Origin of the sequence: Pseudomonas sp. AS2.8 (assembly GCF_014190935.1) — a bacterium.
Classification (GTDB): domain Bacteria; phylum Pseudomonadota; class Gammaproteobacteria; order Pseudomonadales; family Pseudomonadaceae; genus Chryseomonas.
Genome location: NZ_JACHVV010000002.1, coordinates 1,108,402 through 1,125,550, shown reverse-complemented (window position 1 = coordinate 1,125,550; position 17,149 = coordinate 1,108,402). Strand labels below are relative to the sequence as shown.

The following is a 17,149-nucleotide window of genomic DNA, read 5'->3' as shown; positions in this document are numbered from 1 at the left end:
GCAGCGAAACGCTTCCATCGGGCGAGATTTTTCGTCCGGAACAAGGCCCGTTTGCCCGGGGTCACCCTCTCTATGTAGCCCATACCGGAGGAGACCCCATGCACGACCTATCGCAACCCCTCGCCGCCACGCGCCACGAGCGCACCGACAACCAGGTGCCCAACGTCCAGGGCACCGAACGCCTGGTGTCCCTGCTGGGCGGCGGCCTGCTGATCCTTGGCGGTCTGCGCCGCGGCGGCCTGACCGGCTGCGTGAAGCTGGCGCTGGGCGCCATGGCCCTTAGCCGCGGCGTGCGCCAGCGGTGCGAACTCAAGGCCGCCTTGCAGCCTTCGCCCTTCGAGCAGGCCCTGGCCGAACGCTGGGGCTGGCGCAATCCCACCGCCATCCAGCGCAGCGTCACCATCGCCAAGCCGCGTGAAGAGGTGTTCGCCTACTGCACCGACTTGCAGCACCTGCGCGAGCTGCTGCCCTTCGTCGACCGCATCGAACTGGGCGCCGATGGCGACAGCCACTGGCACGCCTCCGGTCCATTGGGACGCACCCTGAGCTGGACCCTGGAGCAGAGCGAACGCCGCGAGAACGAATTCCTGCTGTGGAGCACCGTGCCCGGCACGGTCATGGCGCACAAGGCCAGTCTGACCTTCAGCGACGCCCCCCAGGGCCGCGGCACCCTGGTCCAGGCCGTACTGGCCTGCGAAGCCCCGGCCGGCCTGCTCGGCCATGCCGTCACCGAAGGCATCAGCCGCTTCACCGGCAAGGCGGTCAACCTGGGCCTGCGGCGCCTCAAGCAGCAACTGGAGACCGGCGAGATCGCCACCCCCGAGGTCACCCGCAGCGGTCGACCCCTGGCACCCCCCCATCCGCCGGTGAGCCGTCCGGCCGACGAACCCCAGGCCGACCTCGACGCCGGCCTGGGCACCCAAGCGAGGACCGAATGATGCGCGCCCTGACCTGGCAAGCCCCCAATCGTCTGCAGGTGGAAACCGTCCCGGATCCGGAGATCCTCAACCCGCGTGACGCCATCGTGCGCGTCATCATGTCCTCGGTATGCGGCTCGGACCTGCATCTGCTGGGCGGCTACGTCCCGGCGATGAAGCCGGGCGACATCATCGGCCACGAATTCCTCGCCGAGATCGTCGAGCTGGGCAGCGGCCTGCGCAATCAGGGGCTGGCCATCGGCGACCGGGTGGTGACGGTCTCCATCCTCGGCTGCGGTGACTGCGAGCACTGCCAGCGCGAGGACTACAACTGCTGCGACAACAGCAATCCCAAGCCCGAGCTGACCGAACTGGCCTACGGACAGCCCTGCACCGGCATCTTCGGCTACAGCCATGCCTTCGGTGGCTATGCCGGCAGCCATGCCACCTATGTGCGGGTGCCCTATGCCGACGTCAATCTGTTCAAGGTGCCCGACGGGGTCAGCGACGCCCAGGCGGTGTTCGTCTCCGACGCCGTGCCCACCGGCTACTACGCCGCCGACATCGCCGACATCCAGCCCGGCGATACCGTGGCGGTCTGGGGCTGCGGCGGGGTCGGGCAGATGGCCATTCGCAGCGCCTACCTGCTGGGCGCCGAACGGGTCATCGCCATCGACCGCTTCAGCGATCGCCTGCAGCTGGCGGCCGAAAAGGCCGGCGCCATCGTCCTCGACTACGAGACCACCAACATCCATGAGGCGCTGCTGGAATTGACCGGTGGCCGCGGTCCGGATCGCTGCATCGACTGCGTCGGCATGGAGGCCCACGGCACGCAGGTCGACTACGCCTACGACAAGACCAAGCAGCTGCTGCGCCTGCACACCGAGCGCGGCTCGGCGCTGCGCCAGGCCATCCGTGCCTGTCGCAAGGGCGGCACGGTGTCGGTGATCGGCGTCTATGGCGGGGTGATCGACAAATTCCCCATGGGCGCCATCGTCAACAAGGCCCTGACCCTGAGATCGGGCCAGCAGCCGGGACAACGCTATGTGGAGCGGCTGTTCGAACACATCCAGAAGGGCGAGCTGGATCCGTCCTACCTGCTCACCCATCCGATGAGCCTGGAAGAGTCGCCCTACGGCTACGAGCTGTTCAAGTCCAAGGACAAGAACTGCATGAGGGCGGTGTTCATGCCGTGACGAGCTGCCCGGTGATCCTGGGGCTCACCGGGCTTTCCAGCGGCTAGACCAGCCAGGTCGCCAGCGGCTGCCACAGCGCGGCGACCTTGTGGCCGCCACTGCAACTGACCAGTGCCAGGGTGCCCACACCGACCAACAGGGGCATGCCGAGAAAATCGAAGGGAGAGAGGGGCGAGCGCACGACGGATCCTCCGGGGAAACGTGGTTGCAGAGCGATACCTTGCAGTTGAGAGCGGCGGCCGGAGCAAGTTCAGCGGTGGGCACGACCATAGGTCGAGTGGTCGGTTGGCATGGGCGAGCGCGCCCAACAATGCCAGAATCGGCGGTTCGCCGAGTCGTCCTGGAAAAGCCCGATGAAGATCCTCACCCTGCGCCTGAAGAACCTCAATTCCCTCAAGGGTGAGTGGAAGATCGACTTCACCGCCGAACCCTTCGCCAGCAGCGGCTTGTTCGCCATCACCGGGCCGACCGGGGCGGGCAAGACCACCCTGCTGGACGCCATCTGCCTGGCGCTCTATCACCGCACGCCACGCATGAGCAAGGTGGGCGGGGAGAGCAACGAACTCATGACCCGCCACACCGGCGACTGCCTCGCCGAGGTGGAATTCGCCGTGCGTGGCGAGCGCTACCGGGCCTTCTGGAGCCAGCGCCGCGCCCGTGACCGCGCCGATGGCGCCCTGCAGCCGCCCAAGGTGGAACTGGCCAGGCTCGATGGCAGCATCCTCGCCGAAAAGACCCACGACAAGCTCAGACTCACCGAAGAACTCACCGGCCTCGACTTCGAGCGCTTCACCCGCTCCATGCTCTTGGCCCAGGGGGGCTTCGCCGCCTTTCTGGAAGCCAGTGCCAGTCAGCGCGCCGAATTGCTGGAAGAGCTGACCGGGACCGCGGTGTACGGGCAGATCTCCCAGCGCGTCTTCGAGCGCGCGCGCGAGGCCAAGGGCGTCCTGGAGGGCCTGCGCCAGCGCGTCGCCGGGGTCGAGGTGCTGGATGACGAACGCCGCCAGGCGCTGGCCGTCGAGGGCACCAGCCTGGCGCAGCGCGAAGAGCGACTGGGCGCAGACCTCAAGACCTGGCAGGCCCAGCGCCAGTGGCTGTCCGCCATGGAGCAGGCGGCGGCGGACGAGCAGCAGGCCCAGGCGCGCCTGGCCACCGCGCAGCAGGCCTGGGAGGCCGCCGAGCCGCAGCGTCTGCGCCTGGCGGCGGCCGAACCGGCGGCCCGGTTGCTGCCCATCGAGCAGGCGTGGCGCGAGGCCGCGGTGCGTGAACAGCGCAGCCGGGACGAACTGGTCCAGCTCGATCAGCGTATCCAGACCCTGGCCAGTCGCCGCGACGCCGCCCTGGCCCAGGCCCTGGGTGCCAGTGGCGAACAGCTGCGCCAGGCCGAGGCGGAGCAGGCGCAGGCGCTCGATGAACAACAGCAGCTGGCCGACAGCCTGGCCGCGCGCAGTGGTCATGCCGAGCTCGGCGAACGCCTGGGCGACTGGCGCAGCCAGCTGGCCCTGCGCGATGAACGAGCCGAGGCCCTGGCGCGCCTGACGCGTCGCCAGCAGGAGCAGACCCGGCAGTTGCAGCTGCTGGCTGAGGAACGCGAAGCCCAGCAGGAGGCGGTGACGCGGGCGCGCGAGCAGGCTGCCCAGGCCCAGGCGGCGGAGCAGGCCCAGCGCGAGCGCTGGCAGGCGGCGCTGGACGGCCGCGACGAAAAGGCCTGGCGTGCCCTCTGGCAGGCCACGCTGGGTCGGGTCAACGAGGTGGATCAGCTGGATCAGCTGGTCGAGCGGCGGCGCCAGCTGCAGATCCAGCTGGAGCGTCTGGCCCGCAGCCAGGGTGAGCGCCAGCGCCAGCATGGCGATCATCAGGTGCGCCTGGATGCCCTGCGCGGGCGCTATCGCGAGGTGGCCCAGCAGGTGCGCGAGCGCGAGAAGCTGCTCGAACAGGAAAGGGTCATCCGCAGCCTGGAAGCCCAGCGCGCCGAATTGCAGCCCGACGAACCCTGTCCGCTGTGCGGCTCCCGCGATCACCCCGCGGTGGCCGACTATGCCGCCCTGGACGTCTCCGCTACCCAGACCGCCCTGCAGGACGCCAAGGCCGAACTGGAGCGCCTGACCCAGGAGGGCAAGGAACTCAGCGAGGCCCTGGCCGCGCTCAAGGCGCAACTCGATCAGGCCAACGAGCAGCAGGCCGAAGCCGTTCAGCAGCTGGAACAGCTGGGCGAACTCTGGCGTCAGCGCTGCGTGGCCCTGGGTGCCGATCCCGAGACGCCCGGCGCGGTGGCCGAATTGCGCCGCCGCCAGGATCAGGAACTGGCGCGCATCCAGCAAGTGCTCGCCACCCTGGATGGCCTGCGCCAGCAAGGCGAGGAAGGCCGCAACGAAGCCCAGCGCCTGGCGCGTCAACAGGCCGATGCCGAACAGCGCCAGGCACTGGCCGAGGCGGCCTGGGAGCGCGCGCGCCAAGGCCTGGCGGAGGGTGCCAGGGAACAGCGCGATGCCGAGGCGCAACAGGCCACGGCAGAGCGCCAGCTGGGCGCGGAACTGGCGCGCTGGGGGCATGAGGTGCCCGGTCGTGCCGGCGAATGGCTGACGCTGCGCGAGCAGGAGTGGCGCCGCTGGCAGGCCGATCGCCAGCGGGCGCAGGACCTGCAGCAGCACCTCAAGGACATTGCCCAGCGCCTGGCCACGCTCGCGCCGCTGGTCGAGACCTGGCGCCAGCGCGCCGGTGAGGTCGCGCCCGTCCCGGTAGCGGCGGAGCGCGCCGCTGCCGTGCTCGCCGAGGCGACCGCGACCTGGGAAGACTGCCGCGAGCAGGGTGCGGCGCTGCAGGGCAGCCACCAGGCGCTGCACGAGCGGCTGGCGGGTGAGGTGCAGCTGGCCCGCGAAGCCGGCGAGCGCTGGCAGACGGCCCTGGACGCCAGTGCCTTCGCCGATGCCGACGCCTGGCGCGCCGCCCAACTGGACGACCACGAACACAGCGCCCTGACCAGGGAGCGTACCCGCCTCGAGACCGCCCTGACCGAGGTTCGCGCCCTGGCCGGCGCGGCGCAGCAACGCCTGGCGACCCTCAGCGCCGAGTCGCAGACCGAGCGCAGCGCCGCCGAGCTGGATGCCGAACTGGCCGCCGCCGGCGCCGAATTGCGCGCCCTGGGCCAGCGCCAGGGCGAGGTCAACGCCGCCCTGCGCGAAGACGAACGCCGCCGCGACGGCCTGCAGGCCCTGCTCGGCGAGATCGCCGCCCAGGAACGCGATCACGATCTCTGGCAGCACCTCAACGGCCTGATCGGCTCGGCCGACGGCGCCAAGTTCCGCAAGTTCGCCCAGGGGCTGACCCTGGATCACCTGGTGCACCTGGCCAACGGCCAGCTCATGCGCCTGCATGGCCGCTATCGCCTGATCCGGCGCCAGGCGGCGGAGCTGGAATTGCAGATCCTCGACACCTGGCAGGCCGATGCCCTGCGCGACATCCGTACCCTCTCCGGTGGCGAGAGCTTCCTGGTGAGCCTGGCCCTGGCGCTGGCCCTGTCGGATCTGGTCAGCCAGCGCACCGGCATCGACTCGCTGTTTCTCGACGAAGGCTTCGGCACCCTCGATGGCGAGACCCTGGAGGTCGCCCTGGATGCCCTCGATCAGCTCAACGCCGGCGGCAAGACCATCGGCATCATCAGTCACGTGGAGGCGCTCAAGGAGCGCATCCCGGTGCAGCTCAAGGTGCGCAAGGGCGTCGGTCTGGGCCACAGCGGCCTGGAACGGCGCTATGCCGTGGAGAAAAACGCGACCGAGTGAGTAATTTTTCCGGTGCAGTGGTCGAAGGCCAGCGCGAAGCGAAACGTCGAAACTGTTAACGTAGACAGGTTCGCCGTGTCTACTGGCGTTATGACATCTCCTTCTCCTACCGGCCACCTACCTACCATGTCCCAATTCCTTGCCGTCGGCCTGTTCGAATACGATCCCAGCCGCGCCAGATGGCGCGCGGATGCCGCCTGTGCGGCCATGCTGGAACGGGACGCCGAGGCACTGGCCCGGGGGCTCGCGCCCGCCGAGCTGCTGAGCGATCTGCAGAGTCGCAGCGCGCCACCCGTGGGCTTGCTGCCCGCCCCGGGACAGGTCTGGGAGGCCTGGCGCCAGGGCGCCGATGGCCAGCTGCGCTGCCTGCAGTTCCAGCGGCGCGAGGCCGGCGGCGTACTGCTGGACGTCACCGCGCAGCGTCGCCATGAAGCCGAGCTCTGGCAGGGCGAGGCCTTCAAGCGCAGCGTCATGGTCTGCAGCGTCGACTGCATCAAGCTGATCGATCTGGAAGGGCGCCTGGAATACATGAATCCGGGCGGCCTCATGGTCATGGAGATCGACGACTTCATTCCCTTCCAGGGCCGCCTCTGGGCCGAACTCTGGCCCGAGCAGCAGCGCCATGAGGTAACCGCCGCCATCGAGGCGGCGCGGCAGGGCGGCATCGGCCGTTTCACCGGGCTGGCGCCCACCGCCAAGGGCACCCGGCGCTGGTGGGACGTGGTGGTCACGCCGATCCTCGGCGATGACGGCAGCCCGCTCAAATTCCTCTCCATCTCCCGCGACGTCAGCGAAGCCGTCCACACCCGCGAGGCGCTGGACGAACTCAATCGCAACCTCGAAGAGCGCATCGAGGTGCGCAGCCAGGAGCTGGTGGCCCTGGAAGAAGAGTTGCGCCAGGCGCAGAAGATGGAAGCCATCGGCCAACTTACCGGCGGCATCGCTCACGACTTCAACAACCTGCTGACCGGCATCGTCGGCTCCCTCGATCTGATGCGCCGCCGCGTGCAACAGGGGCGCATCCAGGAGCTGGAACGCTACCTGGACACCGCCACCCGCTCGGCCGAGAACGCTGCGGCCCTGACCCAGCGGCTGCTGGCCTTCGCCCGCCGCCAGGTGCTCGAACCCCGCCCGGTGGATGCCGGCCAGCTGGTGCAGGGCATGCACGAATTGCTGCGCCACAGCCTGGGCAAGAAGATCCGCAAGGACGTCCAGCTCGACAGCGACCTCTGGCTGCTGCACTGCGATCCGCACCAGCTGGAGAACGCCATCCTCAATCTGGCCATCAATGCCCGTGACGCCATGCCCGAGGGCGGCAACCTGAGCATCCGGGTGGGCAATGTCAGCGGACCGCTCAGCATCGGCCTGCCGAGCGAGACGGTGGAGGGCGATTTCGTCCGCATCCAGGTCTGCGATACCGGCACCGGCATGGACGCCGATACCCTCAAGCGCGCCTGCGAACCCTTCTTCACCACCAAGCCCAGCGGCCGTGGCACCGGACTCGGGCTGTCGATGATCTATGGTTTCGTCCGCCAGTCCGGTGGCCAGGTGGAGATCCACTCGGTAGTGGGTGAGGGCACCTGCATCAGCCTCTATCTGCCGCGGCTGCTGGCCCGGCCGGAGCCGGAAAGCGCGCCCAACGACGCCGAAGGCCCGGTGCTGCCGGAAGTCTCCGGCGACTGCGCGCTGATCGTCGAAGAGGAGCGCGAAGTCCGCGTCATCATCGGCGAGGTGCTGGCGGAACTGGGCTACACGCCGCTGGCGGTGGCCGATAGCGCTACCGCTGTCGCGCTCATCGCCTCCGGCACCCTGCGCATCGATCTGCTGGTGACCAGTCTCGGTCTCTCCGGGCTGGACGGCCGGCAACTGGCCGAACAGGCGCGGTCCACCACGCCCGGCCTGCCAGTGCTCTACCTGTCCGGCCAGGCAGATCCGGCGTCCCTGCCGGAGCTGGCGGAAGAGGGCGTCGAACTCATCGGCAAACCCTTCGGCCTAGAAGAGCTGGCGCGCTGCGTGAGGCGTCTGCGTCCGGGCGGCTGAGCCAGTCGCGGCGAACTGTCGCGGCGCGCCAGGGTCGATCCTTTCGAGTCGCAACCTCCGTTGCGGCTGCTGTCGTGTCGACAAGAAAAGGAGCGCTTCATGAAACGCCTGCCACCTGCGCCACCCGCGCGGATGCTCGTCCTGTCCCTGTCCATCGCCTTTCTCGCCGCCTGCGCCCATGAGGGCAGCAAGCCGGAAACCCCGACCTGGAGTTGGCGCGACGCCAGCAACGCCCGCGCCGTGCCGCCGGACCAGGCCTATCCCGAGCTGTTCACCGCGGTGCAGCAGGGCAAGCTGTTCAGCGACCAGAAGCACTTCGTCGATGCCCTGCCCAAGCGCAATCCGGCCGACATCCGCCAGGACTACCTGGCCCAGCGCGACAAGCCCGGCTTCGACCTCAAGGCCTTCGTCAGCGCCAACTTCGAAGAATCCGATCCGATCAAGGCCGCCCCGCCCAAGGCGGGGGCCGACCTGCCCACCCACGTCAAGGACCTCTGGCCGGTGCTGACCCGCCACTACGAAGAGGTGCCGGCCTACAGCAGCCTGCTGCCGCTGCCCAAGCCCTATGTGGTGCCGGGTGGCCGCTTCCGCGAGGTCTACTACTGGGATTCCTACTTCACCATGCTGGGGCTGGCCAAGGACGGGCGCACCGACCTGGTCCGCGACATGGTGGACAACTTCGCCCATGAGATCGACGTCTACGGCCACATCCCCAACGGCAACCGCAGCTACTACCTGAGTCGCTCGCAGCCGCCGTTCTTCGCCTACATGGTCGATCTGCAGGCCAGCCTGGAAGGCGATTCCGCCTATCGTCGCTACCTGCCGCAGCTGCAGAAGGAATACGCCTACTGGATGGCCGGCGCCGAAGGCCTGCAACCGGGCCAGGCCAATGCCCATGTGGTCAGGCTGGCCGACGGAACCCTGCTCAATCGCTACTGGGATGCCCGCGACACCCCGCGCCAGGAGTCCTATATGGAAGACCTGGCCACCGCTGCCCAGGCCAAGGGCCGACCGGCCGGCGAGGTCTATCGCGACCTGCGCGCCGGCGCCGAGAGTGGCTGGGACTTTTCCTCGCGCTGGCTGGGCGACGGCAAGACCCTGGCGACCATTCGCACCACCGCCATCGCGCCGGTTGACCTCAACAGCCTGCTCTATCATCTGGAGCAGACCATCGCCAAGGCTTGCGAGAAGACCGGCGAGGCCAGTTGCGTCCAGGCCTACAGCCAGAAGGCCAAGACCCGCCAGCAGGCCATCGACCGCTACCTGTGGAATCCGGCCGGTTACTACACCGACTTCGACTGGCAGGCCAAGCGCCGTACCGACAAGGTTTCCGCCGCCACCCTGTTCCCGCTGTTCGTGGGCCTCGCCAGCCAGAGCAGCGCCGACCAGACCGCCGCGACCGTGGCCAACCAGCTGCTGCGTCCGGGCGGCATCGCCACCACCACCGTCAAGACCGGCCAGCAGTGGGACGAGCCCAATGGCTGGGCGCCGCTGCAATGGGTCGCCGTGGACGGCCTGCGTCGCTACCAGCAGGACAAGCTGGCCGCGGACATCGGCACCCGCTTCCTGACCCAGGTGCAGAACCTCTACACCCGCGAGCAAAAGCTGGTGGAGAAATACGACCTCACTGGTGGCCAGGGGGGTGGCGGCGGCGAGTACGAGTTGCAGGACGGCTTCGGCTGGACCAATGGCGTCACGCTCAAGCTGCTCGAACTCTACAAACCACAACCCGGCGCGAAATAAGGCCAAAGAAAAGGTCCGCCACGGCGGACCTTTTTCATGGCGTTAAATCCGTAGGCTGGGCTGAGACAGCTCTATCGTCGAAGCCCAACAAGTGTCAAATAAGACGTACCCGTTGGGCTTCGCTACGCTCAACCCAACCTACGGGCCGCTCTTTCCCCTCTTCCTCCGGGAGAGGGCTGGGGTGAGGGCAACCCTACGCCAGCTCCATCCGGATGCTGGCTCCAGACGTCACAACGGATCCACCGGCGGCGTATCGTCCTCGTCGGCGGGCAACTCCGCCGGGTGCAGCCCTTCCGGATCTTCGTCCTCGGGCAACGGCAGGATGGCGTTCATCAGCTGTACTCCGGATTGCGCGGATTCTTCTGCGGCAGGCGTTCCTCGACCGGCTTGTCATCCGGATCCTCGCCCACGGGCTCTTCGGGATCGGGCGCGATGTCCGGATCGATATCCAGTTCGTCAGGGTTTTCCTTGATCTGATCGTTCATGCGGCCTCCGCGAGTGGTTGTCAAACGTTGGGCAGAGCCCTCCACGCGAAGTTCGCCACCGGTGATCAGCGATAGCCTCGCGCCTGCAGATCGAACAGCTGGGCATAGCGACCGCCGCTGGCCAGCAATCCCTCGTGATCGCCGCGCTCGCGGATCTCGCCGCCTTCCAGCACCAGGATCTGATCGGCATTGCGCACGCTGGAGAAACGGTGCGAGATCAGCAGGGTCATGCGCTGCTGCGCCTGGGCGCGAAAGCGCTCGAAGATCACCGCCTCGGCGGCAGCGTCCAGCGCGGCGGTGGGTTCGTCCAGCACCAGGATATCGGCGTCCTCGCGCATATAGGCACGCGACAGGGCGATCTTCTGCCACTGCCCGCCGGACAATTCCTGGCCGCCCATGAACCAGCGCCCCAGCTGGGTCTCGTAGCCCTCGCGCAGACCGGCGATGACTTCGTCAGCCAGGCCCTGCTCGGCCGCCTTGCGCCAGCGCGCCTCGTCGTTGAAGGCGGTGGTGTCGCCGACTCCCAGGTTTTCGCCGGCGGTGAGCTGGTAGCGGATGAAGTCCTGGAAGATGACACCGATGCGCCTGTGCAGGGCGGCCGGCTGCCACTCCTGCAGATCGCTGCCATCGAGCAGGATGCGGCCCTGGGTGGGTGCATGCAGCCGGGTCAGCAGCTTGATCAGGGTGGTCTTGCCCGAGCCGTTGGCGCCCACCAGCGCCAGGCTCTGGCCCGGCGCCAGGTGAAAGCTGATGTCCTTGAGCGTTGGCGCGGTCGCGCCCGGATAGGTGAAGCCGACCCCTTCGAATCTCAGGCCAGCACCGGGCTGGCTGCCAGCGGTGAGGCTACCGCCCTCGGCGCTGGTCGGCTGGCCCAGGTAGTCGTAGAGATTGCTCAGGTAGAGGCTGTCCTCGTAGAGTCCGCCAAGGGCCGTCAGGCTGGCGCTGACCGCGGCCTGGCCCTGGCGGAACAGGGTGAGATAGAGGGTCATCTGGCCCAGGCTCAAGCGCCCGCGCACGGTATCGAGCACTACCCAGGCATAGGCGGCATAGAAGGCGAGGGTGCCCAGCAGGCCAAAGACGAAACCCCAGCCGTCACGTCTCAGCGTCAGGCGGCGGTCTTCGGCATAGAGTTTGGTGAAGGTGGTGCGATAGCGCTCCAGCAGCAGCGGCGCCAGGCCGAACAGCTTGACCTCCTTGATGTAGGCCTCATGGGACAGCAGCGTCTCCAGGTAGGTCTGGCGACGGGTCTCGGGCGCACGCCGACTGAACAGGCGAAAGGCATCGCCGGAAAAGCGCGCCTCGGCCAGGAACACCGGCAGGGCGCCCACCACCAGCAACAGCAGCGCCCAGGGCGAGAAGTGCACCAGCAGCGCGGCGAAGCTGACCAGCGAGATCAGGTTCTGCAGCAGGGTCAGGGACTTGGTCACCAGCGCCAGGGGGCGGATAGAGGCCTCGCGCCGGGCTCGCACCAGCTTGTCGTAGAAGTCGGCGTCCTCGAATTGCGCCAGCGACAGAGTTTGGGCCTTTTCCAGGATCAGCAGATTCACGGTCTGCCCCAGGCGTACCCGCAGCAGCGATTGCTGCACCGACAGCAGCCGCTGGGCGCCCGCCAGTGCGGCCAGCACCCCGGCTTCGGCCAGCACGAACTTCAGCACCGGCCACAGCGGTGCCTGGCCCTGGTCGGCATGCAGCCGCATGGCCGCCACCACGGCATCGACGATGCGCTGCCCCAGCCAGGCGGCCAGCGCCGGCAGCAGGCCGGCGACCAGGGTGGCCAGGATCAGGCCAATCATCAGTGCGGGAGAGGTGCTCCAGACCAGGCCGGCAGCGCGGCGCATCTGCTGTTGCACGATAGCGAAGGAAGTCGAGAGGGCCATGGCGGATCTTCGGCGAGGGTCAGCATTAGGCGAGGCGGCGGTCGCCATGTTCCCCAGGCTATGGCAAAAGGCTTACAAGCACTGGTGTCACCTGGCCATGTTGCTCCCTCGGCGGGCTGCGTAATCTACACCCATCAGCCGCGCAGGATGCGTAGCTCTGAGGTCAAGGATGATGACCAGGCCAGGATGGCGCCTGACAGGACGTTGGGATGGTCGCAACAAAGAACCCGCTTCGGCGGGTTTTTTGTTGGGCGCGATTTGAGGTCGGCAGGCAGACCGGGTAGGGTATGGCAAAAGGCTTACACGGACTGGTGTCACCTGGCCATGTTGCCACCTCGGCAGGGTGCGTAATCTACACCCATCAGCCGCGCAGGATGCGTAGCTCTGAGGTCAAGGATGATGACCAGGCCAGGATGGCGCCTGACAGGATGTTGGGATGGTCGCAACAAAGAACCCGCTTCGGCGGGTTTTTTGTTGGGTGCGATTTGAGGTCGGCAGGCGGACCGGGCAGGGTATGGCGAAAGGCTTACAAGCACTGGTGTCACCTGGCCATGTTGCCATCTCGGCGGGGTGCGTAATCTACACCCATCAGCCGCGCAGGATGCGCAGCTCTGAGGTCACGGATGATGACCAGGCCAGGATGGCGCCTGACAGGACGTTGGGATGGTCGCAACAAAGAACCCGCTTCGGCGGGTTTTTTGTTGGGCGCGATTTGAGGTCCGCAGGCGAACCGGGCAGGGTATGGCGAAAGGCTTACAAGCACTGGTGTCACCTGGCCATGTTGCCACCTCGGCAGGGTGCGTAATCTACACCCATCAGCCGCGCAGGATGCGCAGCCCTGAGGTCACGGACGAAGACCAGGCCAGGATGGCGCCTGACAGGATGTTGGGATGGTCGCAACAAAGAACCCGCTTCGGCGGGTTTTTTGTTGGGCGTCATTCCGGGCTGGCAGGGGCTTCGGGTCCGGGTTCCGCGGCGATGCGATTGCGACCGGCACCCTTGGCCGCGTAGAGCGCCCGGTCGGCGCCTTCGGTGAGGGTGTAGGCATCCATCCCGGCCCTATGGGTGGCCAGGCCGACGCTCAGGGTGATGGGGCGTCGCGGCCAGGCATGATTGGCCACGGCGACGCGACAACGCTCCGCCACCAGATGAGCCGCAGCGAGAGCGGCGCCCGGCAGCAGGATGGCGAATTCCTCACCGCCATAGCGGAAGCAGGCGTCGTTGTCGCGACAGCTCTGCAGCAGCAACTGGCCGACGGCCTGCAGGGCGGTGTCGCCGGCCTGATGCCCATAGGCGTCGTTGTATGCCTTGAAGTGATCCACGTCGATCAACAGCATGGACAGCGGCGTGTGCTGCTCCTCGGCGCGCAGCAGGTGCTCCGCCAGGCGCAGGTCGAAAGCGCGTCTGTTGAACAGGCCGGTCAGGGCATCGGTGACGCTGCGCTGCTCGGCGGCCTGCATCATGTCCAGCAGCTGGCGCTGCGAGGCCTCCAGCATGTGCTGCTGCTCGATATGCTCGGTGACGTCCACCGACAGCCCCGCCAGGGCGATGCCCTGCCGGGTGACCAGGGGAAACTTGTAGGACTGCCAGAACAGGCGTCGGCCATCGGGGGCCGTCATGCGCTCGATGAGTCGGCTCGGCTTGAGTTCGTTCATCACCTGCTCGTCGACCTGGCGGAAACGTGGCGCCGCCTCTGGCCAGATGGTGAAGTCATCCTGGCCGAGGACCTCGTCGCGGGTCAGTTCCAGCTGCTGCAGAAAGGGCTCGTTGACATAGCGGTAGCGCCAGTCGCGGTCCTTGATGTAGGCGATGAAGGGCCCGTTGTTCATGAAGGCGGAAAAGTTGATGTCCAGCTCTTCCAGCTGGCGCAGGGTCTCGCGCTGTTGCAGCAGGATGATGACCTGTCGGGCCAGCCGTTGCAGGTTGTCGACCTGAGCCGCCTCGAACCGCCGGACGCGGTCGTCCATCACGCAGAGGGTACCGAGGGCGACTCCGTGCCGGTCGAGCAGGGGAATGCCCAGGTAGGCGCGCATCCGCTCCAGACCAGGTGCCGCCCTCAGGTGTGAAACGCGTGGATCCCCCTGCAGATCCTCCACCAGAAACGGCTGGCGAGGGGTACGGATCGCCAGGTGGCAGAGGGAGGCGTCGACCGGTACCTCGGTTACCGTCATGCCCTGGCAGGCCTTGAACCAGAGACGCTGCCGATCGGCCAGGGTGATGAAGGCCACGGGCGCCCGGGTCAGTTGGCAGGCCAGGGCGACGATGTCCTCGTAGGCGGCTTCGACGCCGCTATCGAGAATCTGCAGCTCGCTCAGGGCGTGGAGACGCTGGGCGTCATCGGGGTGAGTCATGCGGGCTCGCGAAGGCGGGGTCTGGCTAGAGCATAGTATCCAGGGCGACAGAGGAAAACTGTAGCGTTGCCGCAGCTCGCCCGGGCGCCGGTCGGTACCGGCGCCCGGACGTTAGCGGACTAGCGCCGGGGTTGCAGCAGCAGCGCCACCAGGGCGCTCCAGCCGGTCTGGTGGGAGGCTCCGAGTCCGCGGCCGTTTTCGCCGTGGAAATACTCGTGGAACAGCACCAAGTCGCGACTGCGCGGATCGTTCTGCAGTTGCGGATAGTCGACCATGCTCGGGCGCTTGCCGTCGGCGTCCTTGAGGAACAGCCGCGTCAGGCGCTGGCTGAGGCCGTCGGCGACCTCTTCCAGATTGGCCAGGTAGCCGGAGCCGCTGGGGTATTCCACCGAGAAGCTGTCGGCGTAGTAACGGTGGAATTCGTGCAGCGACTCGATGAGCATGTAGTTGATCGGCATCCACAGCGGCCCGCGCCAGTTGGAGTTGCCACCATAGAGGCGCGAATCCGATTCCGCCGGTTGATAGCGGGCGCTGAGCAGATTGCCGTCGGCCTGGCGCATCTCGAAGGGTTGCTGTTCGTGGGCCTTGGACAGCGAGCGGATGCCGTATTCGGAAAGGAATTCGTTGTCATCCAGCATGCGCTTGAGCAGCAGCTTGGTGCGGTGGCCGCGCAGCAGCGAGAGCAGGAATCTGTTGCCCTGGCCGGGTTCGGTCCAGCGTGAGACCAGCCGGGCGAGATCCGGACGCTGGCGCAGGAAGCCGCGCAGTCGTCCGCCGAGGCCGGGGAGGCCTTCGTGCTCGCGCTGTTCCAGCACCTGCACCGCGAACAGCGGGATGAGGCCGACGATGGACCTCAGGCGCAGCGGCTCGGCGCTGCCATCCGCCTTGTGCAGGACGTCGTAGAAGAATTCGTCCTGTTCGTCCCAGAGGCCGTCTTCGCGGTCATCGCTGTGATTGATGGCGCCGGCGATGTGCAGGAAGTGCTCGAAGAACTTCACCCCCAGATCGACGTACACCGGATTTTCCTTGGCCAGCTCCAGGGCGATGCGCATCAGGTCTAGCGCATAGGCGGCCATCCAGGCGGTGCCGTCGGCCTGGTCCAGGTGATAGCCCTCCGGCAGCGGTGCCGAGCGATCGAAGAGGGCGATGTTGTCCAGGCCGAGGAAGCCGCCCTGGAAGATGTTGCGACCCTCGGTGTCCTTGCGGTTGATCCACCAGGAGAAATTCAGCAGCAGCTTGTGGAAGACACGTTCGAGAAAGACCCGATCACCCACTCCGGTCAGCGACTTTTCCTGCAGGTAGACGTGCCAGGTGGCCCAGGCATGCACCGGCGGATTGGCGTCCTCGAAATTCCACTCGTAGGCCGGCAGCTGGCCATTGGGGTGCATGAATCTGTCCTTCACCAGCAGCAGCAACTGCTGCTTGGCGAAGCCGGGATCGATCAGGGCATAGGCGACCGCCTGGAAGGCCAGGTCCCAGGAGGCGTACCAGGGGTACTCCCACTTGTCCGGCATGGAGACGATGTCGAAATTGAGCAGGTGGCGCCAGTGGCCATTGCGGATGCGCTGGCGCTGCGCCGGCGGCGTCGGCTGGGCCGGATCGCCATCGAGCCAGCGATTGACCTCGAAATAATAGAGCTGCTTGGACCAGAGCAGGCCGGCCAGGGCCTGGCGCTGCACCAGGCGCGCGTCGGGATCGGCGATCTTTTCCTGCAGGGCGGCATAGAAGGCATCGGCCTCGGCGATGCGCTCGGCAAAGATCGCATCGGCATCCACCGACAGCGCATTGGTGGGCGCCAGGCGCAGGTAGACCACGGTCTTGGCGCCACCCTCCAGCTCCACGGCGAAATGGGCGGCCGCCTTGCTGCCGAAGTCGCGGCGGATCGCCTCGCGGGCGCCGCGCACCACGTAGTCGTTGATGCCGTCCTTGAAGGGGCCCTCGGCGGCTTCGCCGGTCAGGCGGGGCAGGTTGGTTTCGTTGTTGCAGAACAGCCACTCGGCCTCGCGTGGGCCCCAGGCGCTGACCACCAGGTCGGGCCGGTCGAAATAGCTGGCGCGAACCTGGTCGCCTTCCAGGCTGAGCATGGAGCGCGGCGGCGTACCGGTCCAGGCCCAGGTGTTGCGTGACCAGATCTGTGGCAGCACCCGCAGGCTGGCCCGCTCGGACCCGCGGTTTTCCACCGTGACCCGCATGAGGATGTCGTCCGGGGTGTGCTTGGCGTATTCGACGGTGACGTCGAAATAGCGATCCTCGGCGAAGACGCCGGTGTCGAGGATCTCGTATTCACGATCGTTCAGGCCGCGCCGGGCGTTTTCCTCGGTGAGCTGGGCATAGGGAAAGGCGGCGTGGGGGTACTTGTAGAGCATTTTCTGGTAGGCGTGGCTCGGCACCCCGTCCAGGTAGAAATACAGTTCCTTGACGTCTTCGCCATGGTTGCCCTCGGCATTGGTCAGGCCGAACAGCCGTTCCTTGAGGAAGGGATCGCGTTCGTTCCAGAGGGCGATGCCCAGGCACCATTGCTGAGCCTTGTCGCAGAACCCGGCGAGGCCGTCTTCGCCCCAGCGATAGGCGCGGCTGCGCGCATGGTCATGGGGGAAGTAGCGCCAGGCGTCGCCATCGGCGCTGTAGTCTTCACGGACCGTGGCCCACTGGCGCTCGCTCAGGTAGGGCCCCCACTGCCGCCAGGCGGCGGCATCGGTATCTGCCAGGCGCTGGCCTTCTCGGGTATGCAGGATGCCCGGGGCGGGATGTGCCGTCATCG

At 67.2% G+C, this 17,149-nt stretch carries 10 protein-coding genes; 5 read left to right on the top strand and 5 right to left on the bottom strand.

All coding sequences use genetic code 11. From position 1 onward, the window contains the following. Positions 1-98 precede the first annotated feature (98 nt). Both FHR73_RS12095 and FHR73_RS12090 read left to right on the top strand, forming a co-directional pair. Positions 99-938: an SRPBCC family protein gene (locus tag FHR73_RS12095; protein WP_027601316.1), complete on the top strand. Its 840-nt coding sequence runs from the start codon at positions 99-101 to the stop codon at positions 936-938. Next, the gene (locus FHR73_RS12090) at positions 938-2,113 is read left to right on the top strand and encodes a zinc-dependent alcohol dehydrogenase (protein WP_027599041.1); all 1,176 of its coding nucleotides are present in this window, start codon (positions 938-940) and stop codon (positions 2,111-2,113) included. Before FHR73_RS12095 ends, FHR73_RS12090 begins: the two co-directional genes overlap by 1 nt. A 43-nt stretch (positions 2,114-2,156) precedes the next feature. On the opposite strand, the gene FHR73_RS12085 is transcribed toward FHR73_RS12090, so the two are convergent. Further along, positions 2,157-2,294 (bottom strand): hypothetical protein, encoded by a 138-nt coding sequence (locus FHR73_RS12085; protein WP_158895263.1) that lies wholly within the window; start codon positions 2,292-2,294, stop codon positions 2,157-2,159. A 172-nt stretch (positions 2,295-2,466) separates the two neighbouring features. Between FHR73_RS12085 and FHR73_RS12080 the strand changes: the two genes are divergently transcribed. The 3 genes from FHR73_RS12080 to treA all read left to right on the top strand — a co-directional run bounded on the left by FHR73_RS12080 (position 2,467) and on the right by treA (position 9,675). Beyond that, positions 2,467-5,892, top strand: a complete 3,426-nt coding sequence (locus tag FHR73_RS12080) for an AAA family ATPase (protein ID WP_183631391.1) — start codon at positions 2,467-2,469, stop codon at positions 5,890-5,892. Between the two features lie 126 nt (positions 5,893-6,018). Continuing rightward, a complete protein-coding gene (locus FHR73_RS12075; protein ID WP_183631390.1) occupies positions 6,019-7,932 on the top strand; it encodes a PAS domain-containing sensor histidine kinase in 1,914 nt (637 codons plus the stop codon). 99 nt (positions 7,933-8,031) lie between these two features. Then, positions 8,032-9,675, top strand: a complete 1,644-nt coding sequence (gene treA, locus FHR73_RS12070; protein ID WP_183631389.1) for an alpha,alpha-trehalase TreA — start codon at positions 8,032-8,034, stop codon at positions 9,673-9,675. Positions 9,676-10,007: 332 nt separating this feature from the next. Here treA and FHR73_RS12065 read toward each other — a convergent pair whose 3' ends face one another. The 4 genes from FHR73_RS12065 to FHR73_RS12050 form a co-directional block, all read right to left on the bottom strand. Then, positions 10,008-10,160: a hypothetical protein gene (locus FHR73_RS12065; protein WP_183631387.1), complete on the bottom strand. Its 153-nt coding sequence runs from the start codon at positions 10,158-10,160 to the stop codon at positions 10,008-10,010. Between the two features lie 65 nt (positions 10,161-10,225). Beyond that, on the bottom strand, positions 10,226-12,037 hold the full coding sequence (locus FHR73_RS12060) for an ABC transporter ATP-binding protein (protein WP_183631385.1): 1,812 nt from the start codon (positions 12,035-12,037) through the stop codon (positions 10,226-10,228). A 935-nt stretch (positions 12,038-12,972) separates the two neighbouring features. Further along, complete coding sequence (locus tag FHR73_RS12055) at positions 12,973-14,388, bottom strand: diguanylate cyclase (RefSeq protein ID WP_183631383.1); 1,416 nt, start codon at positions 14,386-14,388, stop codon at positions 12,973-12,975. 119 nt (positions 14,389-14,507) lie between these two features. Beyond that, entirely contained in the window at positions 14,508-17,147 is a 2,640-nt protein-coding gene (locus FHR73_RS12050; RefSeq protein ID WP_183631381.1) for an MGH1-like glycoside hydrolase domain-containing protein, read from the bottom strand. Between the last annotated feature and the right edge of the window lie 2 nt (positions 17,148-17,149).

Bases quoted from the DNA above. Each gene is read 5' to 3' on its own strand.
- FHR73_RS12060 (WP_183631385.1), bottom strand. From the start codon at position 12,037: ATGGCCCTCTCGACTTCCTTCGCTATCGTGCAACAGCAGATGCGCCGC.
- treA (WP_183631389.1), top strand. From the start codon at position 8,032: ATGAAACGCCTGCCACCTGCGCCACCCGCGCGGATGCTCGTCCTGTCC.
- FHR73_RS12065 (WP_183631387.1), bottom strand. From the start codon at position 10,160: ATGAACGATCAGATCAAGGAAAACCCTGACGAACTGGATATCGATCCG.
- FHR73_RS12075 (WP_183631390.1), top strand. From the start codon at position 6,019: ATGTCCCAATTCCTTGCCGTCGGCCTGTTCGAATACGATCCCAGCCGC.
- FHR73_RS12080 (WP_183631391.1), top strand. From the start codon at position 2,467: ATGAAGATCCTCACCCTGCGCCTGAAGAACCTCAATTCCCTCAAGGGT.
- FHR73_RS12055 (WP_183631383.1), bottom strand. From the start codon at position 14,388: ATGACTCACCCCGATGACGCCCAGCGTCTCCACGCCCTGAGCGAGCTG.
- FHR73_RS12095 (WP_027601316.1), top strand. From the start codon at position 99: ATGCACGACCTATCGCAACCCCTCGCCGCCACGCGCCACGAGCGCACC.
- FHR73_RS12050 (WP_183631381.1), bottom strand. From the start codon at position 17,147: ATGACGGCACATCCCGCCCCGGGCATCCTGCATACCCGAGAAGGCCAG.
- FHR73_RS12090 (WP_027599041.1), top strand. From the start codon at position 938: ATGCGCGCCCTGACCTGGCAAGCCCCCAATCGTCTGCAGGTGGAAACC.